The organism is Mesorhizobium sp. IMUNJ 23232, assembly GCF_044326205.1.
GTDB lineage: Bacteria > Pseudomonadota > Alphaproteobacteria > Rhizobiales > Rhizobiaceae > Kumtagia.
In genome coordinates this window covers 55,380-78,848 of record NZ_JBIRCY010000036.1, presented here as the reverse complement: position 1 = coordinate 78,848, position 23,469 = coordinate 55,380, and the positions used below count along the sequence as shown (strand labels likewise).

Sequence of the window (23,469 nt, the reverse complement as noted above, 5' to 3'; positions counted from 1 at the left end):
CCTCAAGGGGGGAGATCGGCAGCTTCGAGGTCGGCGACTGGCCAATCTCCCCCCTTGAAGGGGAGATGCCCGGCAGGGCAGAGGGGGGTGTTTCCCCAGCTCCCATATCCGGCCCATGCACATCCTTCGTCTCGATGGTCACCGCGCCCGCTTCGATCAGGGAAGCATCCGTGCCGCTCGCTTCCGCCACGCGCCGCGTCAGGCTAGAAAACTCCATGGCCTTGAGGAACGAGATCAGCTTCGGCCCGTTCGGCGGCTGCAGGATAAAATCCTCGAGTCCTTCTCCCTGCTTCACCGGCACGTCGTTCTTCAGCCGCACCAGGTCGCGCGAGATGCGCGCCTTGTCGGCATTGTCGATGATCGACTGGCGGCGCTTGTCCTGCTTGATCTCGCCGGCCCGCGCCAAAAGCGCGTCGAGGTCGCCGAACTGTTCGAGAAGCTGCGCCGCCGTCTTCGGCCCGATGCCCGGCACGCCGGGGACGTTGTCGACCGAGTCGCCGGTCAGCGCCTGCAAATCGATCATCTTTTCCGGCGGCACGCCCCACTTCTCGATGACCTCGGGGATTTTGATCTCCTTGTCCTTCATCGGGTCGTACATGGAGACCGTTTCGCCGACGAGCTGCATCAGATCCTTGTCAGAGGACACGATGGTGGTGTCGCCGCCGGCCTCGCAGGCCAGCCGCGCATAGGTCGCGATCAGATCGTCGGCCTCGAAACCTTCCATCTCGATGCAGGGCAGGTCGAAGGCGCGCGTCGCCTGGCGGATCAGCCCGAATTGCGGAATCAAATCTTCCGGCGGCGCCGAGCGGTTGGCCTTGTATTCGGGGTAGAGTTCGTTGCGGAACGTTTTCGACGAATAGTCGAAGATCACCGCGAAATGCGTCGGCGTCACCCCGACGTCGGTGTTGCGCGCATCCTGCATCAGCTTCCACAGCATGTTGCAGAAACCCGACACCGCGCCGACCGGCAGCCCGTCGGATTTGCGGGTCAGCGGCGGCAGCGCGTGATAGGCGCGAAAAATGTAGCCAGAGCCGTCGACGAGGAAGAGGTGATCGCCTTTTTTCATGGCCGAAGGGATAGCGCGGCGCGGCCTCCCGGTCCATGCCCAAGCCGCCGGTGCCGTCATCTCCTGACAGCGACTACTATGCCCAACCTAGCCGAACCTGCATTTTGTGTGATTGATTCCCAGGAGTGAAAGCTTTGGTGCCCACCTCTGCCCCATGACCGCTAAGCTGCAATTTCCAAACGACCGCTGCGAACGCGCATGGGCTCTCTACGTCGGAGCCGAAAAGTCGGGCAGCAGGGCTGAAAAACTGTCCACCCTGGATGCCCTCAGCGCCGAACTCATCGCGGTCTCGCCCGAGGCGAGGAGGCAGTTCGTCGAGAGTTGGTGCATGGCTTTTCTGGACGGGGATGCGATGTCGCCGCTGGCGGTGGGCAATGGCGAATGGATGCGGCTGCCGCTCTTTCGCTCGGTCTTCCGGCCAGTCCTTGAATCAGGCCGGCTGGAAAAGCGTGCCGGATATGCGCGATGGTCTGCCCAGCTTCATGGTCTCTTCTCAAGACCGGAAGGCGCCTATCGGCTGTATGAGCCATCGGCAAAAGCATTGCTCCAGGAGGCCCTTCAGGTCGATCCGGGAGACGTCAGGGCGCGTGCCTTGTTGATCGAGTCCATGCTTTCGGAGATGGATTATTTTTGTCACGAACTTCCTTCGGGCCTGCTGGTGAAAGTCGAGATCTTGTCGGAGCGCATTTCCGAGGTCGAGGCTCTCCTGTCGGGAACGATATGGGCGGCGCGTTCTCGCACCGGTCTCTCGGCTCTGCGCCGCGTCGCGGCGGGCGACTGGTCGGATCCCGTGCTGGATGATGCTTTTCGGCTGTTGTCTTTGCGATTCCGGATAGCAAAGGCGCTGCTGCCCAAAACCCGAGGCAGCAGGTTCCTGACATAGGCTGCTGGTACAGGCCCGCTCACGGCTTTGTTACACACTTGTAATCTTCGTGCCCTTGAAACGCCACCTTGTGGCTTCCAAATACGGGTCATCGGCAGTTTATGCCGGGTCCGGACAAAGGCCCGTCCCCCGCCTAATCCGGACCGTGCGGCGACCCCTCCCCCCTCTCCGGGCCGCCGCATGTTTTACAAAGGCCGCCGTGGTTCCCCCTCCACCACGGCGGCACTTTTTTGTCTGGACGCTTCCAGACCTTCATTCCTGACGCTCTTTGTCGGCTGGCACAACGCCGTTGGGCTTTTCGTTCTCGCCCATGATCATTAGGGTGCCCGGCAAATTCCAGAAGGTTTGCCGCATGTCCGTTGTTTCCCCCGTCCTCTCCCGCCTCGACGCCGATCTCGACCAGAGCCTCGACCGGCTGTTCTCGCTGCTCCGCCTGAAATCGATTTCCACCGATCCAGCCTTCAAGGCCGACTGCCGCAGTGCCGCCGAATGGCTGGTCGCCGATCTGAAGACCATCGGCTTCGACGCCAGCGTGCGCGACACGCCCGGCCACTCGATGGTCGTCGCCCATCACGACGGTCCGGCAGGCTCGCCGCACATACTGTTCTACGGCCACTACGACGTGCAGCCGGTCGATCCGCTGAATCTTTGGCACGACGATCCCTTCGATCCGAAGCTCAAGGAGATCGAGCCGGGCCGCAAAGTCATCACTGGGCGCGGCTCGGCCGACGACAAGGGCCAGTTGATGACTTTTGTCGAGACCTGCCGCGCCTGGAAGGCGGTGCATGGCGCGCTGCCCTGCCGCATCACCATCCTGTTCGAGGGCGAGGAGGAATCCGGCTCGCCGTCGCTGAAACCGTTTCTGGAGGCCAATGCCGAGGAGCTGAAGGCTGATTTCGCGCTGGTCTGTGACACCGGCATGTGGGACCAGGCGACGCCTGCCATCACCGTCGGCCTGCGTGGACTCGTCGGCGAGGAAGTCGTGGTCAAGGCCGCCAACCGCGACCTGCATTCCGGCGAGTTCGGCGGCGCGGCGGCCAATCCGGTGCGTATCCTGGCTAGGATTCTGGCGGATATTCATGACGACACCGGCCGCATCACCATTCCCGGTTTTTACGACGGCGTCGAGGAGACCCCGAGCCAGATTCTGAAAGCCTGGGAAGGTCTGGGCGAGACGGCCGAGACTTTTCTTGGCCCCATCGGCCTGTCCGTCCCGGCGGGCGAGAAGGGCCGTTCGGTGCTGGAACTGGTCTGGGCGCGCCCGACCGCCGAGTTCAACGGCATTTCCGGCGGCTATACCGGCAAGGGTTTCAAGACCGTCATCGCCGCCGAGGCTTTTGCAAAGGTGTCGTTCCGGCTGGTCCACAAACAGGATCCGGAAAGGATTCGCGAGGCCTTCCGCACCTTCGTGCGCGCCAGAATCCCCGCCGACTGCTCGGTCGAATTCCACCCGCATGGCGGCTCGCCGGCGATCCAGCTCTCCTACGACTCGCCTTTCCTGATCAAGGCACAGACGGCGCTCACCGACGAATGGAACAAGCCGGCCGTGATGATCGCCGCCGGCGGCTCTATTCCCGTGGTCGGCGACTTCCAGACCTATCTTGGCATGGGATCGCTGCTGGTCGGCTTCGGCCTGTCGGACGACCGCATCCACTCGCCCAACGAGAAATATGAGTTGGCTTCCTTCCACAAGGGCCAGCGCTCCTGGGCGCGCATCCTCGAAGCCCTGTCACAGCGATGAAAAGCCCGGCCATGACCATCCGTTTCCACAAAAACGACCTGCCCAACCTCGACAACTACAATGTCGACGCCGTCGCCATCGACACCGAGACGCTGGGGCTCAACCCGCATCGCGACCGGCTCTGCGTCGTGCAGATCTCGCCGGGCGATGGCACGGCCGACGTCATCCAGATTGCGCTCGGCCAGAAGAAGGCGCCGAACCTCGTCTCGATCCTGCGCAACAGGAACATCACGAAACTCTTCCACTACGCGCGCTTCGACCTGGCCGTGCTCTACAACGCCTTCGGCGCCATGCCGGAGCCGGTGTTCTGCACGAAGATCGCGTCGCGCCTGACCCGCACCTACACCGACCGCCACGGGCTGAAGGACATCTGCTCGGAACTGCTCGGCGTCAATCTTTCCAAGGCGCAGCAATCCTCCGACTGGGCGGCCGAGACGCTGTCGCCCGAACAGCTCGAATATGCCGCCTCCGACGTGCTGTATCTCCATCGCCTGCGCGATGTGCTGGCCGGCCGGCTGGCGCGGGAGGACCGCACGAAAGTCGCCGACGCCTGCTTCCGCTTCCTGCCCACCCGCTCCCGCCTCGACCTGATGGGCTGGGCCGAGGAGGACATTTTCGCGCATAGCTGAGGGACGAGGCAGAAATCCGGTTTTGCCCGCCTCCGGAGACCCGAAGGCCGACATTGGCGACGCGCATTTGTGAGATTCTGCTCGCGGCGTGATCCGAGACGGTTTTCGCGTCTTCGCCGAGGCAATCATGCTCTTCTTCCAGACCGTCCCGTCCAAAAACCGGAAATTCTTCCGCAACGCTGTCGACGACAATTTCCACATTGTCCGTCCCGGCCGGTTTCGGGCTATCGGGTTAGGCCGGGCTAAACGGCCCCACACGGTGTCCAGCGTCGCACACTCCACATCATCATCTGGCCCAATGCACTGAGGCCACATTCAGTTGAGTTCGCCCAAAAATATGATATAAGATATATCATACTGTAACGCGAACCGGTGCCGCCCATGACCCTTTCCAACGCTCCGGCTGACCTCGAAGCCATCGACAAGCGCTTCCATTTCCACGGGCAGACCGATCCCGTCCGGCTCGAGGCCGAGGGGCCGCTGGTGATCACGCGCGGCGAAGGCCCCTACATCTACGATCTCGAGGGAAAGAAATATTTCGACGCGGTTGCGTCGCTGTGGTCGGCGAGCCTCGGCTTCAGCGACCGACGGCTCGCGGCGGCGGGCGCGGCCGCGCTTGAGACGCTGCCGACCTATCACACCTTCAACAACCGCTCGAACCCCTATGTCGCCGAGCTCTCGGCACAGGTCGCCTCGATCGCGCCGATGCGTGACGCGCGTGTCTTCTTCACGGACGGCGGTTCGGAATCGGTCGACTCGATGGCCAAGATGGCTTGGTATTTCTGGTCGGCGAAGGCAGAGCCGCAACGGCGAAAAATCATCGCCAGGCAGGGCGCCTTCCACGGCTCGACCGTGATGGCGGCGCGCATCAGCGGCCTGCCGGCCATGCACAATTCCTTCAACCTGCCGGACTGCAACGTCATCCACACCGGCCGCCCGCATTTTTATCGCGACGGCCGGCCCGGCGAGAGCGAATCCGAGTTTGTGGCGCGTCTGGCGCGCGAACTGGACGAATTGATTGTCGTCGAAGGCCCCGACACGATTGCCGCCTTCATCGCCGAGCCGGTGATGGGCGCCGGCGGCGTCATCATGCCGCCCGAGGGTTATTTCCCGGCCATCCACGGGGTGGTGAAGAAGCACGGCATCCTCTACCTCTCCGACGAGATCATCTGCGGTTTCGGCCGCACCGGTAGCTGGTTCGGCTGCCAGACTTTCGGCATCGAGCCGGACATGATGACAATCGCCAAGGGTCTGTCGTCGGGGTATGCGCCGATCGGCGGCGTGGTGGTTTCCGGCGCGGTGTTCGAGGCGATCTCCGGCGAAGCCAACCGCAACGGCGTCTTCAGCCACGGTTTTACCTATTCCGGGCACCCGGTGTCGGCGGCGATCTCGGTGGAGGCCATGCGCATCTACAAGGAGATGGACCTGCCCGCGGTGTCGGCACGGCTCGGCCGCCTCCTCGGCGCGGCCCTGCGGAAGCTGGCCCCGCATCCGCTGGTCGGCGACGTGCGCACCTGCGGTTTCATCGGCGCTGTCGAACTGGTGGCCGACAAGCAGAAGCGCACCTCCTTCGCGCCGGAACTCAAGGTCGGCGCGCGGGTCGAGCGCCGCACCCGCGACCATGGCCTGATCATCCGCAACCTCGCCGATTCCATCGCCATCTGCCCGCCCTATGTCGCCACCGAGGACGAGGTCGACTTCATCGCCACCGCGCTCGGCCGCGCGCTGGACGATGTTCAACGGGAGTTGGGTTGATCCAGGCCCGTTAACGGGCTTCGCCAATGGGCGGCTGGGTGATGCCGAGACGAAGCGGCGAAGCCGGTTCGGAGAGGACGGGACCCATATGCGGCCTGGGCAGGACCGGGGAACGCCCTTACGATTTAGGCAGGCCAGGCAAAACGGCTCCTGCCTTTCCGTTTTGAACCGTCGGGTCGCCCCAATCGCCGCTTTGTCGGCCTTGCCTGCTCGTTGGTCATGCTTGTTACGCAATAGTCCACATGGGTTGCCACCAACTCTCTGTTTCTGCTTGGCTTTACAAGCATGACATTGTTTTCGACCAGCCTTGCATCCAGGCAGGGAACGCCCAGAGGTGCGTCGCCACCTCTCGGAAAATCAAGCCTTTTCAATGTGTTGCGTGAGCGATGTGAAGGCGGCTTCGCCTTCCCGCCATCGTCAAGGATTATTTTCCTGCAACTATTGCATCTGTTCCCTTTATGTTCCATATTGCATGCAGGCCTTGTCCGGAGGAGGCGGCAGTGGAGTTGATGGACGGGAATGCGGCAATAGAGAAAAACCGGGAGGCGCTGAAGCGCATCCTCGCCATGCTCGTCGGCATGGCCGAGATGGCCGGCGGTGCGTCAACTCTGCCCCGCCATCTCTATCGCGCCATCCTGCGGCTGCTGCGTCCGGCCGAATCCGCCGCCCGTCGGCTGATCATTGCGACAGCGCGCGGCATCGTGGTCAACCTGCCGCCGCCACGCCCGCGAAAGCCGAAGCCGAAGATTGCCGACACGGTGGCCGCCATGCGCCGCCTCGGCCTCGCCGTCAATTTGTCGAAGCAAGACTTTGCCCGCTACGAAGCCGAGCGGAAAGCCGCCGAACGGCGCGCAGCAAGGCCCCGCACCATGAGCCTGCCGCTGTTCGATCCGCCCAAATATCCGTTCCGCGTCCGCCGCCGCCATGTGCCGGGGCGCGGCGTGCCGCGCATCTGGGTTCCCGGCTTCAGCGAGCGAGTTCCGCTGCCGCCGCCGCCAAGGCCGCCATCGCCGGACGATCCGATCGACGCGGCGCGTCTCGGCTTGCGGCTCGCCGCACTGGGTGCGGCCCTTGACGACCTGCCAAAACAGGCAAAACGGTTCGCCCGTTGGAAGGCGCGCTGCGACGCGGCGGTTGCGGAAATGAGGCAAATCGGCAGCGCCGTGGTCGTGCGCGGCAGGACGGCGCGCGGCACGGTTCGGTTCCAGCGGACACGGCCGCTGTGGCTTGGCCGGCCGCCGGGCGGCCGGCTGTCCCCCTACGACCCCGACGCCCGGCGCCTGAAGAACGTCCGCGAGATCGACGAGATCCTGGCGCATGTCCACGCGCTGGCCTTGGACGCGCTGAACCCGCTGCGTGCCGACACGTCCTGACGGCGGCAAACCGGATGTGACGGCTGGGGATCGACGGCCGGCGGGGATTTCCCCCCCTCGGCGGCGATCCATGCAGTCAGAAAACACCGGTGCCTATCCGTTGGCGCAGCCGGCCGAGCCCGCCTAGACGAGGCCCAGATCTCGTCCGGCCGCGGCCGCCTGGGTGCGGTTGACGACATTCAGCGCCTTGAAGATCGCGGTGATATGCGCCTTGACCGTTTTTTCGGACAGATCGAGTTCATAGGCTATGGTCTTGTTCGGCTGCCCGGCGCTCAGCCGGCGCAGGACTTCGACCTGCCGCTCGGTCAGCGGCGATCCACCGCCGCCTGCTGCCTGATAGGAGCCGGGCCGTTTCGTGCTCTCGCCGAGAATAAGCGGCGGAATATAGACTTCGCCTTTCATAACCAGATCGATGGCGGCGATAAGGGTGTGCTGGCCGGCGGATTTCGGCACATAACCGAGCGCGCCCAGCGCCAGCGCGCGGCGTGCCTCGTGCGGGTCCTCGGACGAAGACAGCACGATAACCGGCAGGTCAGGACGCTTGCGGCCGAATTCCGTGATCGCCGCCATGCCATTCATGCCCGGCATCATCAGGTCGAGCACGACGATGTCGAGATCAAGATGCCGGTCGAGCAGGGCGAGCGCCGTCGGCGCGCTTTCGGCGAGCACGATAGACGTGTCCGGCCCGGTCTGGCGGAGCAACGCCGCGAGACCCTCGCGCAGCACGGGATGATCGTCAACGATCAGCAGCTTCATGCCGCCGACTATTCAGCCCGCAGCAACGCCGGCGCAAGAGGGTGCGGCCCTGCAATCGGAGGATGCGTCATCGATCGTCCGCTGTGTGACCGCGAAATCGGTCGACATCGGACGGCGGATCATCTGTATTCGGACAAGCCACGGGAGGAAGGCATGAACGACAAGGTGAACATCGGCGTCATCGGCGCGGGCTGGTGGGCGACGCTTGCGCATATTCCTGCACTGCTCGCCAATCCGCATGTGGGCATTGTCGCCGCAAACCGGCCGGACAGCGACGGGCTGGACAAGGTGGTCGCGGCATTTCCTCAAGTGAAGCCCTATCGCGATGCGTCGGCGATGCTCGAAAGCGAGCCGCTGCACGGCGTGGTCGTCGCATCGCCGCATGTGCTTCACGCCGAACACGCCTCGCTTTCGCTGTCGAAGGGGCTGCATACGCTGATCGAAAAGCCGATGGCCACGACGGCGGCGGATGCACGCGCCCTCGTGGCGAAGGCGCAAGCCAACGGCGTCGAGATCATCCTGCCCTATGGCTGGAATTTCCGGCCGATCGTCGAGGCGGCGCATCGTCTGGTCGGCGAAGGCTGGGTCGGGGAAGTCCGGCACGTCGTGGCACAGATGGCCTCGGCGCTGGCGGACCTGTTCGGCGGCGAGCCGATGATCGAGACCAGGAACCATCTTTTCCGCCCGCCGGTCGCGACCTGGGCCGATCCGGCGAAATCCGGAGGTTATGGCTGGGGTCAACTGACACATGGCCTCGGCGCGCTATTTCGCATCGTCGACCTCGATCCCGTCCGAGTGTTCGCCAGGACCGGCCTGTCGAAGGCCGGTGTCGACTTCTATGACGCGGCCGTGGTCGAACTGTCGAACGGGGCGACAATGTCTCTGTCCGGCTCGGCGACCGTGCCGAAATCGCGCGGCTACCAGATCGATATACGCGTCTTCGGGACGGAAGGCATGCTGCTCTTCGACATCGAACGCCCGCGCGTCGAGGTGGTCCGCCACGACGGCAAGAGCCAGATCATCGAATTCGGGCCGGGCGCCGGCGACTACGAACTGACCGCGCCGGTCACCTTGCTGGTCGACCTTTGCCGGGGCGAGAAACGAGCAAACCCCGCCGACGGCATTGTCGGCATGCGGTCGAGCGTGCTGCTTGACGCCATGTACCGCTCGGCCAAAAGCGGCCGCATGGAAGATGTCGGGTGAGATGACTTCAGTAGGTCGTGCGCCCGCCGGAGAGGTCGAACACCGAGGCCGTAGTAAAACTGTTTTCCTTCGAAACCAGCCAGGCGATCATGGAAGCGGCTTCGTCGACCTCCAGGAAACGTCCGCGCGGGATACGCACCAGCATATAGTTGATGAATTCCTCGGTCAGGCTTTCCAGGATGCGCGTGTTGGCGGTCGCCGGCGACACGGCGTTGACGGCGATGTCGTATTTGGCGAGTTCCTTGCCGAGTGACTTGGTGAGTCCGATGACGCCCGCCTTGGCGGCGGAATAGGCCGACAGGTTGGGGTTGCCCTCCTTGCCGGCGACCGACGAGATGTTGACGATCCGCCCGTAATTCCGTTCCTTCATCGCGGGCACGACGACCTTGTTCACATAAAAAGTGCCGTTGAGATTGATCTCGACGACGCGCCGCCATTCGTCGGGATCATAGGCGTCGAGCGAGGCGTTGGAGCCTGCGATGCCAGCGGAATTCACCAGGATGGAGACGGGGCCGACCTCGGCTTCCACCTCGGCATGGACGCGCTGGAGGCCGGCAAGGTCGGTGATGTCGACCACCTTGGCGGAGGCTGCATCCCCCAGCGCCGCCTTGGCCTGGTCGAGGATCTGGGCGTTGATGTCCCAGAGGCTGACCTTGGCGCCGGAGGCGATCAGCCGGCGCGCGATGGCGAAGCCGATGCCCTGGGCGCCGCCGGTCACGACGGCAACCTGACCCTTCAAATCAATATCGTTCATCAGTCCAACTCCGAATGCGGGAAGCGATTGTCGTGTCGACGTATAGACGGGCGTTACTGGCTTCGCCATGTCCAATCCGGTTGGCATATTTCATAAAATCGTCTGACCCGCGCGATGCAGCGTGTCGCCGGTTTTGGCCATGCGGCCCAGTCGCCGAGAAATGCCAAACGACTCCAAGCCTTGCCTATCTGCCGAGGCCCGCAGCGACGAATTCGGCAGCCCGCTCGCCGACGACGAGCGCGGTGAGGTTGGTGTTGTGCTGGACATTGTCGGGATAGACGCTGGTGTCGGCGACGCGAAGATTGTCGAAGCCATGGACCCTGAGATCCGTGCCGACCACGGCGGTCGGGTCGCCCGCCGGTCCCATCTTCGTGGTGCCAGCCTGATGGTGGGCGGCGCCCATGCGCTGGGCCAGCGCCTCGGCGATCGGCTGATCGATGTCGTCCACCCACTCGGCGCCATGCCGCCTGAAGGTGGCCGAGGCCAGCATCTCCTTGCAGAAGGTCCGAGCATCGTCGAAATTCTGCCTGTCATGCGTGACGGTGTTGTAGCGGTGGTCGATCAGCGGCGCCTGCCGGGCATCGCGGCTCTGGATGACGACCTCGCCCTGCGCCAGCGCGTGGGTAAGGTACGTCCAGAAACCGGCCATGCCCTCCTCCTCGTCGACGGGGAAAGGATGGGTCTGCCAGGCAGGTTCTCCCGTCGATCCCGCCGGCCCGCGCACATCCGCCACAAAGGAGCGGCCGGTCGTCACGCCAAGACCCTTGCCCTTGAAGATCATGCCGAAGCCGGGATGGTCGAGCAGGTTCTTGCCCACCGGCAGGTCGGCGGCGACCGCGATGCCGAGCGGTTTCAGCCATTCTGCCGGGCCGATGCCCGAGCGCTGCAATATTGCGGGCGTGTTGTAGACGCCGGCGCTGAGCACGACCTGGTCGGAATAGGCAGTCGCCGGCTTTCCGTCGCTGCCGATATAGGCGACGCCTTCCGCCTTGGCGCCGGAAAGCAGGACCCGCTCGGCCACCGCTCTGGCGCGGATGGTCAGGTTGGGGCGCTTGCGCGCGGCGCGGATGTAGGTGACCAGCGTTCCCAGCCGCACTTCCTTGTAGCGGTTGTGCGGCATCACGCCGACGACGCCGGCATGGGCGTCCAGCCCGTTGAGGTCGGGCGCCTCGCGGATGCCGAGTTCGACGCAGGCCTCGTACATCACCCGGTTCACCGGCGCCCAGCTTTCCGGCTTGTAGCGCTGGATGACGATCGGGCCGTCCTTGCCATGGATCGGCTGGTCGCCGAAGTCGAGGTCGTTCTCGATCCTGATGAAATAGGGCAGCACATCGTTCCAGGCCCAGCCCGAACAGCCCATCGAGGCCCAGCGATCGAAGTCGAAGGGTGCGCCGCGTGCCGCGATGGTCGCGTTGACCATCGACGTTCCGCCCATCAGTTTTCCGCGCGGCAGCCAGAGCTGCCGTCCGTTCAGGGTTCCCGAACGGTCGGCATTGAAAAAATCCCAATCGAATTCGGGGATCGCCGCCGTCTTCCAGCTATGCTCGCCGCTGACGGTAAAGAGCGGAGGGATGGTTTCTTCCCTTGGAAAATCCGGTCCGGCCTCGATCAGCAGGACCTTGCAATCCGGATTTTCGGTGAGGCGTGCGGCAACCACGCCGCCGCCCGATCCCGCGCCGACGACGATAACGTCAAACCGATCCATTGTTCCCCCTACCGGAAATCGCGGCCGACCGTTTTGCGACGGACAACCTCGCGGGCAGTTCTACCTATCGCAGAGTATTGGACCGCCTCGGCACCGTTTCCAGCCTAGCCAACGCGACACGAAACGCAAGTGCCTCGGTTGGTGCGTATAACAAACCCAAGTCAACTTAGTACTTAATAGGCTGAAATAGAATGGATTTTTGCGATTCTGGCCACGCACGCCCGATTGTCGGACGAACTCAGCGACCAAACAAAAAATGCATGAGCCACTTGCCCATCATGATAACGTTTCAATATAGTCGGCGCCGTGATTGCCGGTAGAGAAGCCGTAGTGGCCGACCTTGCGATCATGCCTGGGAGGTGGACGACGTGACGGGTGCGGGAGGAGCGCATGCCGAAACTGCCCTGCCAGCCGCGCGCGTCGGCGTCGCGGCGTCTTCGCCCGTGCTCGCCATGCGCAACATTGCCAAGAATTTCGGCGCGACCCATGCGCTCGAGGACGTTTCGCTTGAACTCTTTCCGGGAGAAATTCACGCACTGCTCGGTGAGAACGGCGCCGGCAAATCCACGCTGATCAAGATCATCACCGGCGTCTATCAACCGGATCGCGGCGATATCGAGCTCGACGGCAAACCTGTCGTCATCCGCAGCGCCGCGGAGGCCCAGCGCCTCGGCATCGCCGCGATCTACCAGGAGCCGCTGCTGTTTCCGGACCTCAACGTCGCCGAGAACATCTTCATCAGCCATCAGGATCGTGGAAAACTGGTCGGCTGGAAAAAGATGTTCCGCGATGCCGAAGCCATCCTCGGCGAACTCGGCGTGGCGCTCGACGGGCGAAGTGCTGCGCGAGGCCTTACGCTGGCCGCGCAGCAGTCCGTGGAAATCGCCAAGGCGATCTCGCTCAACGTGCGCGTCCTCATCATGGACGAGCCGACCGCGTCGCTTTCGGCGCATGAGGTCGCGCAACTGTTCAGGCTGGTGCGCGACCTGCGCGCCAAAGGGGTGGCGATCCTGTTCGTCAGCCACCGCATGGAAGAGGTTTTTGAGATTGCCGACAAGGTGACGGTCTTCCGCGACGGGCGCCTGATCTCGACGCGGCCACGCGCGCAGACCACGGCGCGCGGCGCCATCGCCGACATGGTTGGCCGCGAGATGGGGCTGTTGCAGCCGCGTCCCCTGACGGCGACGAGCGACCTTTTGCTGTCCGTGCGGAGCTTGGGGCGTGATGGGGCGTTCGAAAATGTCAGTTTCGACCTGCATCGCGGCGAGGTGCTCGGCTTTGCCGGGCTGATCGGGGCTGGGCGCACCGATGTCGGTCTGGCGCTCTTCGGCATCGAACCCGCGACTTTCGGAACGATCGCACTAAACGGCAAGGTCGTTACCGTGAGGACGCCGCGCGAGGGCATGGATTTCGGCATCGCCTATGTCTCCGAGGACCGGCGGCAGCTTGGCCTGTCCATGCCGATGTCGATATCGGCGAACATCACGCTGCCGGTCCTGCGGCGATACCTCGACCGTTTCGGGCTGATCAAGCGATCGATGGAGCGCGCCACCGCCGAGATGTTCCGCAAACGGCTCTCCATCCGCACGGCGACGATCGATCTCCCGGTCGCAAAACTATCCGGCGGCAACCAGCAGAAGGTGATGCTGAGCAAGTGGCTCAATACGAAGCCGGCGGTGCTGATCCTCGACGAGCCGACGCGCGGCATCGACGTCGGGGCCAAGGCCGAGGTGCACGCGATCATCGGCGAGCTTGCGGCCGAGGGCATCGGCATTATCCTGATTTCATCCGACCTGCCTGAGGTTCTGGCCATGAGCGACCGCGTGCTGGTGATGCGCGAGGGCCGGCAGATGGCGATCTTCGACCGCGCCGACGCCAGCCAGGAGGCGGTGATGACGGCGGCCATGGGGCAGGCCGGGCATGACGCATCCGACAAGGTGCCGGCATGAAGTGGCTGCAACGTCATGTCCGGCCCGAGCAGGTGCGTGAACTCAGCCTGCTGCTGCTGATCATCGTCGCGGTGCTGTTCTTCGGCTCGCTGATCGACAATTATTACAGCGCGCGCACCTTCAACCGCATCGCCTCCAGCGTCGCCGTCATCGCCATCGTCGCCGTCGGGCAGACGCTCGTCGTGCTGACTCGCAATATCGATCTTTCGGTGGGCTCCATCGTCGGCTGCACGGCGTATTTCGTCGGCACGCTGATCGCCAATAACAACGGCATGCATCCGCTGGTCGCCGTTCTCATCGCCGTCGGCATGGGCGCGCTGATGGGTGCGGTCAACGGCCTGCTGGTCGCGGCCGCAGGCATCCCTTCCATCATCGTCACGCTGGGCACGCTGGCGATCTTCCGGGGCATGCTCGTCGATCTCTCCGGCGCCAAGACCGTGACAACCGACAGCCTGCCGCCCTGGCTGGTCGACCTGCCGCGCCTCAATTTCATCGCCATCGACGGCTTCGAAATAAGAGCACTGTTCATGATCGCCGTCGCCATGGTGATCATATTCCATCTGGCAACCAACTATCTGTCGATTGGCCGGCGCCTCTATGCCATCGGCTCCAATCCCGACGCCGCCACGCTGATCGGCCTGCCGACGCGGCGGATGATCTTCCTGGTCTTCGTGCTCTCGGGCGCGCTCGCCGGCCTTGCCGGCTTCGTGACGCTGGCGCGGTTCGGCAACATCACCGTCGAGGCGGGCCGAGGGCTGGAACTCGCCGTCGTCGCGGCGGTCGTCGTCGGCGGCGTCAACATCTTCGGCGGTTCGGGAACCGTGGTCGGCGCGCTGCTCGGCGCCGTCATGATCGGCGTCATCGAGCAGAGCCTGTTCCGGCTGCAGATCAGCGAATTCTGGCGCGACGCGCTGCTCGGCCTGCTGATCCTGCTTGCCGTCGCCAGCGACGCGGTGATCCTGCAGCGCCTGCGCGCCCTGTGGGCTCGGGGCGAACTGAAGCGCATCGCCGATCCGCCGCCTGGGACGAAGCGAGCGCCGTCATGACCATGCTCGACCGCCTGAGAAGCTGGGAAGGACTGCTGCTGGCGATTCTTGTCGCCGTCGTTGCCGTGAACGCGGTGGCGTCGCCCTACTATTTCGGTGTCGGCAACATCGTGAACCTGTTCCAGCTCTCCATCGAGAAGATCATCGTGGCGCTGGTGATGACGCTGATCATCATCAATGCCGAGATCGACCTGTCGGTGGCGTCGGTCATGGGTCTGGCCGCCTGCCTGCTCGCCTGGCTTTTCCAGCAGGGTGTGCCGATGCCGGCGGCAATCGCGCTGGCGCTGTTGTCGGGGCTGGCGGCCGGCCTCTTCAACGGCTTCTGGGTCGCCTATATCGGGCTTCCATCGCTGGCGGTGACGCTGGCCGGCCTGATCGGCTACCGCGGCGTTGCGCGCATCTTCGTCGAGGACCGGGCTATTGGCGGGTTCCCGGCCTGGTTCAATACGATGGGACAACAGGCGTTGATCGGCCCGCTCACCGTCTCCATTGTCATCTTCCTTATCCTCTTCGTTGTCGTCGCGGTCGTCCTGCACGGATCGGCCTTCGGCCGGCTGGTCTATTTCATCGGCAACAATGCCGAGGCCGCGCGCTATTCGGGCGTGCGCGTGAAGCTGGTGAAGATGGCGCTGTTTGCGGCGTCGGGCCTGGTCGCGGCCCTTGCCGGCGTCCTTTATGCGGCGCGGCTGGGCTCGGTGCGCGGCGACATGGCGACCGGCTTCGAGTTGGATATCATCACCATCGTCCTGTTGGGCGGCGTCAGCATTTTCGGCGGTTCAGGTAATATCGTCGGGGTCGGCCTGTCGATCCTCGTCATCCTCAACCTCCGCAACGGAATGGGTCTCGCCAGCATCACCGGCAATACCCAGACAAGCGTGATCGGAGCCTTGCTGATCCTTTCGGTTCTGGTCCCGAACATAGCGCAGGCAATACGTCGTAATGTCAAAGGGAGAGTGACATGAGAAAGTATCTACTCGCCACCGCCACGACGGCGTTGGTTTTGGCAATGGCGCAAGGCGCATGGGCGCAGGCGAAACCGGGAGCTGCACTGGACATGGTCCTGCTGCCGAAATTCCTCGGCATCCTGCCCTTCGACCAGGCTCACGCCGGCGCACTGGAGGCAGAGAAGGAATTGCAGAATTCCAAGCCGCTGCAGTTCCTCGGGCCGACGCCGGAAAACAGCGTCGCAGGACAGATCGAGATCACCACCAACGCCACCACTCAGGGCGTCGCGGCGATCATGATCTCCAACAATTCGGGCGACCAGATCGTGCCCGCCGCCAAGGCCGCGCATGACAAGGGCATCAAGGTCGTCACCTGGGATTCGCCGATCCCGTCGGCCGAGGGCGAGGACGTGTTCGTCGCCCAAGTGGATTTTTCGGAGACCGGCAAGGTCATGGCCGACATGGCGCTGTCGATCCTCGGAGCCGATGGCGGCAAGTTCGCGATCCTGTCGGCGTCTCCCGACGCGGCCAACCAGAACGCCTGGATCAAGGCGATGATGGAGGCGCTGAAGGACCCGAAATACGCCAAGCTCGAATATCTCGCCACCGTCTACGGCAACGACCAGTCGGAAGAGAGCTATGACCAGACAAACGCGCTGATCGACAAATATCCGGACATGAAGCTGGTCATGGCGCCGACGTCTGTGGGCATCGTGGCGGCGGCGAAGGCGCTCCAGGACGAGGGCCTGTGCGACAAGATCAAGGTCAGCGGGCTTGGCGTGCCGAGCGAAATGCTCGCCTACACCAAGAACGGCTGCGCCCCGGAATTCGCGCTCTGGAGTTTTGTCGATCTCGGCTATCTGACCTACCAGACCGCCTATCAGCTCGCGACGGGCACGGTTAAGGCGGAAGACGGCGCAAAATTCACGGCAGGCCGGATGGGCGAATACACGATCACCAAGGACCCGACCCGAGACGCCGGACTGCGCGTGCTGATGGGGCCGTTCTCGGTCTACAACAAGGACAATGTCGAGGCGGCTGCGAAGTAGCCTCCTCATTAAGAACGGCTGGCGCGGTATTCGGCGCGCCAGCCGTGTTCATTTCCGCAGCCGGAGACGATTGCGATGAAGTCCTTCGCTTTGCGTTCAGACCGGGTTTCTCCTTCGGTCACGGAGACCGGAGGGCACCTGTCCGACGTCTCCTTCACGCTCCAGGACGGCCGGCGCGTCAGCCCGATGCACGTCGCGCCCTGGGCGGACGAGCAGCTCGATGCCAGTACGCCGCCGATCATCCGCGTGCTGCGCGGCGATTTCTTCTGCGCTCCGTTCGGCGCCAGCGATCTGATTGCCGACATGCCATTCGTTCATGGCCTGCCCGCGAGCGGCATATGGCGGGTGACGGACGAGCGTGCGGGAGCGATCGGGATGAAACTCGACGGAACCGTGATGGGTGCGACCGTCACCAAAAGCGTCGAGCTTCGGCCGGGCGAGACAATTGTCTACCAGCGGCACACGATGACGGGAGGTTCGGGCCGGATTCCCGTCGGGCACCACGCCATGCTGCGGGCCGAACACGAACTGCAACTGGCGTTCTCCCCCTGGACGCTTGCGCTGACCACGCAGGAACCGGACGAGACGCCGCCGCAGGGCCGACCACTTCTCAGAAACAAGCAGACCATCGCCGATCTGCACCGTGCGGAGCGCATGGATGGCGGCACGGTCGACCTGACGCGCTTCCCCAGTCCGGAAGGGTACGAGGCAATCTGGATGGTGGTCGCCGACCGCACCCCGCCATTCGCCTGGACCGCCGCCACCTGTTCGGAGGGCGGCTGGATGTGGTTCGGCCTGAAGAACCCACGCGTCCTGCCGCAGACATTGATCTGGATGTCCAATGGCGGCCGCGACTATGCACCGTGGAACGGCCGGCATCGCAACGCAATCGGCCTCGAGGAGATTTGCGGCTATTTTCATCTGGGCCATGCGGCATCGGTCGCCGACAATCCGGTCGCAGCGAGCGGAAGCCCGACCGCGATAACGCTGATGCCCGATACGCCGACCGTCGTGTCCTATATGTTCGGCCTGGCTGCTGTTCCGCCGAACTTCGGCGCCGTCAGGGAAATCGTCAGCGTACCCGGAGGCGTGACGCTGGTTGATATCAACGGCCTCATGGTGTTCGCTGCCTGCGACCCGGGTTTTATCGCCGCCTGAATTGACCCCTGCTTGGCGCAGACCACGGGTCTAGCCCGTTCCGATTGAGCAACCGTGAAAGGATTCGCGCCGTTGAGCGCGTGTCCATGTCGAGTTTTAGCTATACTAAAATTTCGATTGACCGCAAATCCGCGCCGCGCTAACTTTTTACAAATACTAAAATCCGGAGCGGGATGTGGTCAACCAGGCCCAGGCCGAGATCGCCGTCACCGATGTCGCTAGTTCGCTCGGCACGCGCTTGCGCCTGCGCCGCCAGGAACTCGGACTGACGCTGAAGGAAGTCGCCGACGGCGCCGGCCTGTCTGTCGGTTTCATCTCGCAGATCGAGCGCGACATCACCGTTCCGTCGCTCACGTCGCTCATCAATGTCTGCCGCGTGCTGAAATCGGCAGTCGGCGAGTTCCTGACCCAGCCCAGCGGCGACAAACCAGTAACACGTCACGACCAGCGGCCAATCTATGCGCTGGGCTCCAATGCCATCACCTACGAACGCCTCTCGGCCTCGTTTCCGGGCAATGTGTTGCGCAGCGTGATCTTCCATGAACCACCGGGCTTCCGCAGTGAGCCGATGGCGCACGAGGGCGAGGAGATCTTCTTCATCCTCGACGGCGGGCTGACCATCGAGATCGACGGCGAGCGCACCATCCTCGAGGCCGGCGATTCCATCCATTTCCCGTCGACAAGGACCCACGTCACCTGGAACCACACGGACGGACCGACCACTGTCCTGCACACCTGCACGATGGATGTGTTCGGGGAAGGCGTGCCCACCGGCAAAGCCGAAACAAGCATGGCTGTCAGAAGAAACAGCGGATTGAAAAGCGCACCAAGACAACTCGTCATAAACAAGGGGAAGTCGTCATGAAATCAACGCTGAAACCATTCGCGGCGGCACTTTTTGCCGCGACGTCGCTCGCCGCGATCGCCACCGTCGCCGCCACGCCGGCCGCCGCCGAAACCGTGCTCCGCCTCGACGAGGTCGCTGTGGGCGAACTCGATCCGGCCAAGGCCACGGACTATGCGGACTCCATCCTGATGTTCAACGTCTACGACACGCTGGTGCTGTCGAAGCAGGGCGGGGCAGGCGTCGTGCCCCACCTCGCCGAAAGCTGGACGGTTTCCGACGACGGCAAGTCCTACAGCTTCGTGCTGCGCAAGGATGTGAAATTCCAGAGCGGCAACCCGCTCACGGCCGACGACGTGGTGTTCTCGCTCGACCGCATGAAGGCTCTCGGCCAGGCCCTGTCCTACCTCCTCGCCAATGTCGAGAAGGCGGAGGCCGTCGATGCCGCCACGGTCAAGTTCACGCTGACCAGCCCCTATTCGCCCTTCGTGTCCGCCCTGCTGCGCTTGCCGATCGTCGACAAGAAGCTCGTCATGGAAAATCTCGGCGCCGGCGATGGCGAGATGAAAGACTGGGGGCAAGCCTATCTGTCCGCCCATGGCGCAGGCAGCGGCGCATACAAGGTCGTCTCACACAATCCGCAGGAAGAGACGGTGATGGCCAAGAATGCCGATTATTTCCTCGGCGTTCCCGCCAAGGCGCCCGACACGGTGCGGCTGCGCTACGGCCTTGAAGCCGCGACGGTGCGCACGCTGGTCTCGCAGGGCGAACACGACATCACCTCGCAATGGCTGCCGCCGGAAGTGCTGAAGGCGCTCGCCGCCGGCGGGGCGCAGCTTCTCACGGAATCGGGCGGCGGCGGCTTCTACATCAAGATGAACACCACCAAGAAGCCACTGGACGACGTGAACTGCCGGCTGGCGCTGACTTATGCCTTCGACTACGCCTCGGGCATCAAGATGGTGGGGATCACCGACACGGTCTCGCAGGGCAGCCCCGCCAGCGGCGCGCTGCCGGTCGGCATGCTCGGCTCGCTGCCGGCTGCGGAAGCCTACGTCCGCGACCTCGACAAGGCCAAGCAGTATCTTGCCGAGTGCAAGTACAAGCCCGAGGATTTCACGCTCGAACTGTCGTGGGTCGGCGAGGTGCCGCTGGAAGAGCGGTTCGCGCTGCTGATGCAGGCGAATTTCGCCGAGATCGGCATCAAGTCGGAAGTGAAGAAGATCCCGTGGGCGCTGTTCTCCGAGCAGGTCACCAAGCCTGAGAACACGCCGAACATCAGCCAGGTCTTCGTCAACGCGGTGACCGGCGATCCCGACACGCTGATCCACGGCATGTATCATTCTTCGGCAGCCGGCACGTGGCAGTCGCCGGAATACCTGAAGGACGCCAAGGTCGACGAATTGCTGGACAAGGGCCGCACCCTGACCTCGGACGAGGAACGCGCCGCCGCCTACACGGAAGCCGGCAAGCGGCTGCGCGAACTGGCGCCCACCATCTACGCGCAGGACCAGAACGCGGTGTTCGCCGCGAGCAAGCGGGTGTCCGTGCCGGCTCTTTCCGACAAGAGCAAGGCTTTTGGCTTGAGCGGAATGGGCTTCAGCTTCCGCCTGATGGAAATGAACGAGTAGGCCGATCCGTCCGGGCCGGCGGTTTTTGCCGCCGGCCGCTCTTTCCGCGCCGACGAAAGCACCGTTATGCCGCCTGTCATCCGCCTCCTCGCGAAGCGGCTGGGAACCTCCCTGATCGTGCTGGTCGGGGTCTCCATGCTGATCTTCGCCATCGCCCGGGTCATTCCCGGCGACCCGGCTCGCATCGCGCTCGGCCCCAACGCCTCCGCCGAGCAGGTGACGGCGCTGCGCGAGCGGCTGCATCTCGACCGGCCGATCGTGACCCAATACGGCTATTTCGTCGCCGACCTCGCGCGCGGCGACCTTGGCACCTCGCTCTACACCAACCGGCCCGTGACCTCGGACATCGCGCAATTCCTGCCGGCGACGCTGGAACTCGTCATTGTCTCCGGCTTGATGATGGTGCTCATCGGCCTGCCGCTCGGCATCTTGTCGGCGCGCTACCGTGATAGCTGGATCGACAATCTGATCCGGCTGGTCACGCTGCTCGGCGTCTCCGCTCCCGCCTTCGTCTGGGCGGTGATCCTGATGCTGCTCTTCGCCTATTTCCTGCCGCTGTTCCCGATCGCCGGCCGTATCTCGGATACGATCACGATCCAGCCGGTCACCGGCTTTCTGCTGATCGACACGCTGCTCGCCGGCAATTTCCGCGCCTTCGGCAATGCAGCCTGGCACATCGTGCTTCCCGCCTTCGCGCTGGCGTTGTCGGGCATCGGCCAGGCGGCGAGGCTCGTCCGTTCCAACATGGTCGAGACCTACGAAAAACCCTACATCGAGATGGCGCAGTCCTACGGTTTTCCCGGCAGGCGGATCGCCAACAAATACGCGTTCCGGCCGTCGATGATCCCGTCGCTCACCATCATCGGCCTCGACTTCGCGGCGATGCTCGGCAACGCCTTCCTGGTCGAGGCGGTGTTCGCCTGGCCGGGCCTGTCGCGCTACGGCGTAGCGGTGATCCTGCGCAAGGACCTTAACGCCATCATCGGCACGGTACTGATCATCTCGGCGATGTTCCTGATCGTCAACGTCATCGTCGACCTGCTGATCGCCTTCATCAACCCGCGCATCCGCTATTCGCAGAGGGCGGGATGAAGCGCACCCTCGCCATCCTGCTGCGCAACCCGCTGTCGCTGCTCGGCCTGGTGCTGGTCGCCATCGTCGTGCTGTCGGCGATCTTCGCCGACTTCATCACGCCGTTCCCGGAGCACGCCGGCGCTGTCGTCGACTTCGCCAATTTCAACAAGGCGCCGGAATGGCCCTACATCATGGGCACCGACCTTGTCGGCCGCGACCTGTTCACCCGCATCGTCTACGCCTACCGCATCTCGCTGATCCTTGGCGTCGTGGTGCTGGCGATCGCCGTGCCGGTCGGCGTCACCATCGGCCTCGTCGCAGGCTATTTCGGCGGATGGGTCGAATACCTGCTGATGCGCATCACCGACGTGTTCCTGTCGATCCCGCCGCTGGTGCTCGCCATGTCGATGATGGGCGTGCTGGAGCCGACGCTGACCAACGGCATGATCGCGGTGACCGCCATGTGGTGGCCCTGGTATACGCGCCTCGTCTACAATCTCACGCGCTCCGAAAAGGAGGAAGGTTACGTTCTGGCCGCCGAGGTGATCGGCGCATCCAGAGCGCACGTCATGTTCCGCGAGATCCTGCCGAATTGCGTGCCCTCGATCCTCACCAAGATGACGCTCGACCTCGGCTTCGTCATCCTGATCGCCTCGTCGCTGTCCTTCCTCGGCCTCGGCGTGCAGCCGCCGACGCCCGATCTTGGCTCGATGGTGGCGGACGGCGCGAAATATCTGCCGGATAGCTGGTGGCTCACCGTGTTCCCCGGCCTTGCCATCCTGGTCGCCGTGTTCGGCTTCAACCTGATCGGCGACGCGCTGCGCGAGATTCTGGGGGCCGAGCAATGAACGTGCCCACGCTTTTGATTCGCGACCTGAAACTCGGCTTCCGCACCTATGCTGGCATGCTGGACGTGCTGCACGGCATCTCGCTGCACATCGCCAGTGGCGAGCGTGTCGCGCTGGTCGGTGAATCCGGCTCCGGCAAGTCGGTGACGGCGCGCATCGTGCTCGGCCTCATCCAGTCGCTGCGCAGCGCCCGCGTCGCCGGCCTTGTCGAGTTCGAGGGTCGTGACCTGGCGACGCTTTCGGAGCGCGAGCGCCATGCGCTGCGCGGCACGAAAATGTCGATGATTTTTCAGGACCCGACCTCGTCGCTGAACCCGGTCTATACGATCGCCATCCAATTCCATGAAGTGCTGTCACGCGGCAGCCCGAACATCACGAAGGTGGAGGCACGTCGGCGTGCGATTGCGGCGCTCGACGACGTGGCGATAACCGAGCCGGAGCGGGTGCTCGATTCCTATCCGTTCCAGCTTTCCGGCGGCATGAACCAGCGCGTCATGATCGCCATGGCGATCGCCAACGAGCCGTCGCTGCTGATCGCCGACGAACCCGGCACGGCGCTCGACGTGACCGTGCAGGCGCAGACGCTGCGTTTGATGCGCGACCTCACCGAAAGGCATCACACGGCGGTGCTGTTCATTTCGCACGATCTCGGCGTGGTGCGCGAATTCGCCGACCGCGTCTATGTCATCTACAAGGGCCGCATCGTCGAGCAGGGCTCTACCGCCGCGCTGTTCGACGATCCGCGGCATCCCTATACGCGGGCGCTTTTGCAGGCCGTGCCGCGCATCACCGGCGGCGGCATTCCGGAGATCGAGGACGCATCGGAAAGCTATTTCGCGCCGCTCGTAGTGCATGAGGGTTTCGGCGAGCCGGGGGTGGCGAGGTGATGGCGTTTGTCCAGCTTCGCGCTCTGTCGCGCCCCCCTCTGTCCTGCCGGACATCTCCCCCACAAGGGGGGAGATTGGCCGTCGTCGATGATTTCGCCAATCTTCAACGCTGGCGATTGGCGAGAACAAAGCTGAAGGCCAATCTCCCCCCTTGTGGGGGAGATGTCCGGCAGG

The 23,469-nt window shown here is 63.8% G+C and carries 20 protein-coding genes; 16 read left to right on the top strand and 4 right to left on the bottom strand.

The window, feature by feature from the left end:
- On the bottom strand, positions 1–1,066 hold a 1,066-nt coding region (locus tag ACH196_RS23790; RefSeq protein WP_396649420.1), incomplete at its 3' end, for a 5'-3' exonuclease H3TH domain-containing protein.
- 154 nt (positions 1,067–1,220) lie between these two features.
- On the opposite strand from ACH196_RS23790, the gene ACH196_RS23785 reads away from it, so the two are divergent.
- The 5 genes from ACH196_RS23785 (at position 1,221) to ACH196_RS23765 (ending at position 7,447) form a co-directional block, all read left to right on the top strand.
- The gene (locus ACH196_RS23785; protein WP_396649419.1) at positions 1,221–1,949 is read left to right on the top strand and encodes a hypothetical protein; all 729 of its coding nucleotides are present in this window, start codon (positions 1,221–1,223) and stop codon (positions 1,947–1,949) included.
- Between the two features lie 352 nt (positions 1,950–2,301).
- Positions 2,302–3,690 carry a M20/M25/M40 family metallo-hydrolase gene (locus ACH196_RS23780; protein ID WP_396649418.1) on the top strand — a complete coding sequence of 463 codons (1,389 nt, stop codon included), beginning with the start codon at positions 2,302–2,304 and terminating at the stop codon, positions 3,688–3,690.
- Positions 3,691–3,701: 11 nt separating this feature from the next.
- On the top strand, positions 3,702–4,319 hold the full coding sequence (locus ACH196_RS23775) for a ribonuclease D (protein ID WP_396649417.1): 618 nt from the start codon (positions 3,702–3,704) through the stop codon (positions 4,317–4,319).
- Positions 4,320–4,700: 381 nt separating this feature from the next.
- Positions 4,701–6,074 (top strand): aminotransferase, encoded by a 1,374-nt coding sequence (locus ACH196_RS23770; RefSeq protein ID WP_396649416.1) that lies wholly within the window; start codon positions 4,701–4,703, stop codon positions 6,072–6,074.
- A gap of 509 nt (positions 6,075–6,583) precedes the next feature.
- Positions 6,584–7,447 carry a hypothetical protein gene (locus tag ACH196_RS23765; RefSeq protein ID WP_396649425.1) on the top strand — a complete coding sequence of 288 codons (864 nt, stop codon included), beginning with the start codon at positions 6,584–6,586 and terminating at the stop codon, positions 7,445–7,447.
- A gap of 123 nt (positions 7,448–7,570) precedes the next feature.
- Here ACH196_RS23765 and ACH196_RS23760 read toward each other — a convergent pair whose 3' ends face one another.
- Positions 7,571–8,203 carry a response regulator gene (locus tag ACH196_RS23760; RefSeq protein WP_396649415.1) on the bottom strand — a complete coding sequence of 211 codons (633 nt, stop codon included), beginning with the start codon at positions 8,201–8,203 and terminating at the stop codon, positions 7,571–7,573.
- Between the two features lie 153 nt (positions 8,204–8,356).
- On the opposite strand from ACH196_RS23760, the gene ACH196_RS23755 reads away from it, so the two are divergent.
- Positions 8,357–9,406, top strand: coding sequence for a Gfo/Idh/MocA family protein (locus tag ACH196_RS23755; RefSeq protein WP_396649414.1), 1,050 nt, complete (start codon positions 8,357–8,359; stop codon positions 9,404–9,406).
- Between the two features lie 7 nt (positions 9,407–9,413).
- Here ACH196_RS23755 and ACH196_RS23750 read toward each other — a convergent pair whose 3' ends face one another.
- A complete protein-coding gene (locus tag ACH196_RS23750; protein ID WP_396649413.1) occupies positions 9,414–10,160 on the bottom strand; it encodes an SDR family NAD(P)-dependent oxidoreductase in 747 nt (248 codons plus the stop codon).
- Between the two features lie 184 nt (positions 10,161–10,344).
- The gene (locus tag ACH196_RS23745; RefSeq protein WP_396649412.1) at positions 10,345–11,865 is read right to left on the bottom strand and encodes a GMC family oxidoreductase; all 1,521 of its coding nucleotides are present in this window, start codon (positions 11,863–11,865) and stop codon (positions 10,345–10,347) included.
- A 368-nt stretch (positions 11,866–12,233) separates the two neighbouring features.
- On the opposite strand from ACH196_RS23745, the gene ACH196_RS23740 reads away from it, so the two are divergent.
- The 10 genes from ACH196_RS23740 (at position 12,234) to ACH196_RS23695 (ending at position 23,295) form a co-directional block, all read left to right on the top strand.
- Positions 12,234–13,814 carry a sugar ABC transporter ATP-binding protein gene (locus ACH196_RS23740; protein WP_396649411.1) on the top strand — a complete coding sequence of 527 codons (1,581 nt, stop codon included), beginning with the start codon at positions 12,234–12,236 and terminating at the stop codon, positions 13,812–13,814.
- Complete coding sequence (locus ACH196_RS23735) at positions 13,811–14,860, top strand: ABC transporter permease (protein ID WP_396649410.1); 1,050 nt, start codon at positions 13,811–13,813, stop codon at positions 14,858–14,860. Before ACH196_RS23740 ends, ACH196_RS23735 begins: the two co-directional genes overlap by 4 nt.
- The gene (locus ACH196_RS23730; RefSeq protein WP_396649409.1) at positions 14,857–15,822 is read left to right on the top strand and encodes an ABC transporter permease; all 966 of its coding nucleotides are present in this window, start codon (positions 14,857–14,859) and stop codon (positions 15,820–15,822) included. The genes ACH196_RS23735 and ACH196_RS23730 overlap by 4 nt, the downstream gene beginning before the upstream one ends.
- Positions 15,819–16,853 carry a substrate-binding domain-containing protein gene (locus ACH196_RS23725; protein WP_396649408.1) on the top strand — a complete coding sequence of 345 codons (1,035 nt, stop codon included), beginning with the start codon at positions 15,819–15,821 and terminating at the stop codon, positions 16,851–16,853. Before ACH196_RS23730 ends, ACH196_RS23725 begins: the two co-directional genes overlap by 4 nt.
- Positions 16,854–16,928: 75 nt before the next feature.
- Positions 16,929–18,011 (top strand): hypothetical protein, encoded by a 1,083-nt coding sequence (locus ACH196_RS23720; RefSeq protein WP_396649407.1) that lies wholly within the window; start codon positions 16,929–16,931, stop codon positions 18,009–18,011.
- A 175-nt stretch (positions 18,012–18,186) separates the two neighbouring features.
- Positions 18,187–18,876, top strand: coding sequence for a cupin domain-containing protein (locus ACH196_RS23715; RefSeq protein WP_396649406.1), 690 nt, complete (start codon positions 18,187–18,189; stop codon positions 18,874–18,876).
- Positions 18,873–20,486: an ABC transporter substrate-binding protein gene (locus ACH196_RS23710; RefSeq protein WP_396649405.1), complete on the top strand. Its 1,614-nt coding sequence runs from the start codon at positions 18,873–18,875 to the stop codon at positions 20,484–20,486. Before ACH196_RS23715 ends, ACH196_RS23710 begins: the two co-directional genes overlap by 4 nt.
- Before the next feature lie 66 nt (positions 20,487–20,552).
- Positions 20,553–21,578: an ABC transporter permease gene (locus ACH196_RS23705; RefSeq protein ID WP_396649404.1), complete on the top strand. Its 1,026-nt coding sequence runs from the start codon at positions 20,553–20,555 to the stop codon at positions 21,576–21,578.
- Positions 21,575–22,408, top strand: a complete 834-nt coding sequence (locus ACH196_RS23700; protein WP_396649403.1) for an ABC transporter permease — start codon at positions 21,575–21,577, stop codon at positions 22,406–22,408. Before ACH196_RS23705 ends, ACH196_RS23700 begins: the two co-directional genes overlap by 4 nt.
- On the top strand, positions 22,405–23,295 hold the full coding sequence (locus tag ACH196_RS23695; protein ID WP_396649402.1) for an ABC transporter ATP-binding protein: 891 nt from the start codon (positions 22,405–22,407) through the stop codon (positions 23,293–23,295). Before ACH196_RS23700 ends, ACH196_RS23695 begins: the two co-directional genes overlap by 4 nt.
- Positions 23,296–23,469 lie beyond the last annotated feature (174 nt).

Bases quoted from the DNA above. Each gene is read 5' to 3' on its own strand.
- ACH196_RS23785 (WP_396649419.1), top strand. From the start codon at position 1,221: ATGACCGCTAAGCTGCAATTTCCAAACGACCGCTGCGAACGCGCATGG.
- ACH196_RS23780 (WP_396649418.1), top strand. From the start codon at position 2,302: ATGTCCGTTGTTTCCCCCGTCCTCTCCCGCCTCGACGCCGATCTCGAC.
- ACH196_RS23775 (WP_396649417.1), top strand. From the start codon at position 3,702: ATGACCATCCGTTTCCACAAAAACGACCTGCCCAACCTCGACAACTAC.
- ACH196_RS23770 (WP_396649416.1), top strand. From the start codon at position 4,701: ATGACCCTTTCCAACGCTCCGGCTGACCTCGAAGCCATCGACAAGCGC.
- ACH196_RS23765 (WP_396649425.1), top strand. From the start codon at position 6,584: ATGGACGGGAATGCGGCAATAGAGAAAAACCGGGAGGCGCTGAAGCGC.
- ACH196_RS23760 (WP_396649415.1), bottom strand. From the start codon at position 8,203: ATGAAGCTGCTGATCGTTGACGATCATCCCGTGCTGCGCGAGGGTCTC.
- ACH196_RS23755 (WP_396649414.1), top strand. From the start codon at position 8,357: ATGAACGACAAGGTGAACATCGGCGTCATCGGCGCGGGCTGGTGGGCG.
- ACH196_RS23750 (WP_396649413.1), bottom strand. From the start codon at position 10,160: ATGAACGATATTGATTTGAAGGGTCAGGTTGCCGTCGTGACCGGCGGC.
- ACH196_RS23745 (WP_396649412.1), bottom strand. From the start codon at position 11,865: ATGGATCGGTTTGACGTTATCGTCGTCGGCGCGGGATCGGGCGGCGGC.
- ACH196_RS23735 (WP_396649410.1), top strand. From the start codon at position 13,811: ATGAAGTGGCTGCAACGTCATGTCCGGCCCGAGCAGGTGCGTGAACTC.
- ACH196_RS23730 (WP_396649409.1), top strand. From the start codon at position 14,857: ATGACCATGCTCGACCGCCTGAGAAGCTGGGAAGGACTGCTGCTGGCG.
- ACH196_RS23725 (WP_396649408.1), top strand. From the start codon at position 15,819: ATGAGAAAGTATCTACTCGCCACCGCCACGACGGCGTTGGTTTTGGCA.
- ACH196_RS23720 (WP_396649407.1), top strand. From the start codon at position 16,929: ATGAAGTCCTTCGCTTTGCGTTCAGACCGGGTTTCTCCTTCGGTCACG.
- ACH196_RS23710 (WP_396649405.1), top strand. From the start codon at position 18,873: ATGAAATCAACGCTGAAACCATTCGCGGCGGCACTTTTTGCCGCGACG.
- ACH196_RS23705 (WP_396649404.1), top strand. From the start codon at position 20,553: ATGCCGCCTGTCATCCGCCTCCTCGCGAAGCGGCTGGGAACCTCCCTG.
- ACH196_RS23700 (WP_396649403.1), top strand. From the start codon at position 21,575: ATGAAGCGCACCCTCGCCATCCTGCTGCGCAACCCGCTGTCGCTGCTC.
- ACH196_RS23695 (WP_396649402.1), top strand. From the start codon at position 22,405: ATGAACGTGCCCACGCTTTTGATTCGCGACCTGAAACTCGGCTTCCGC.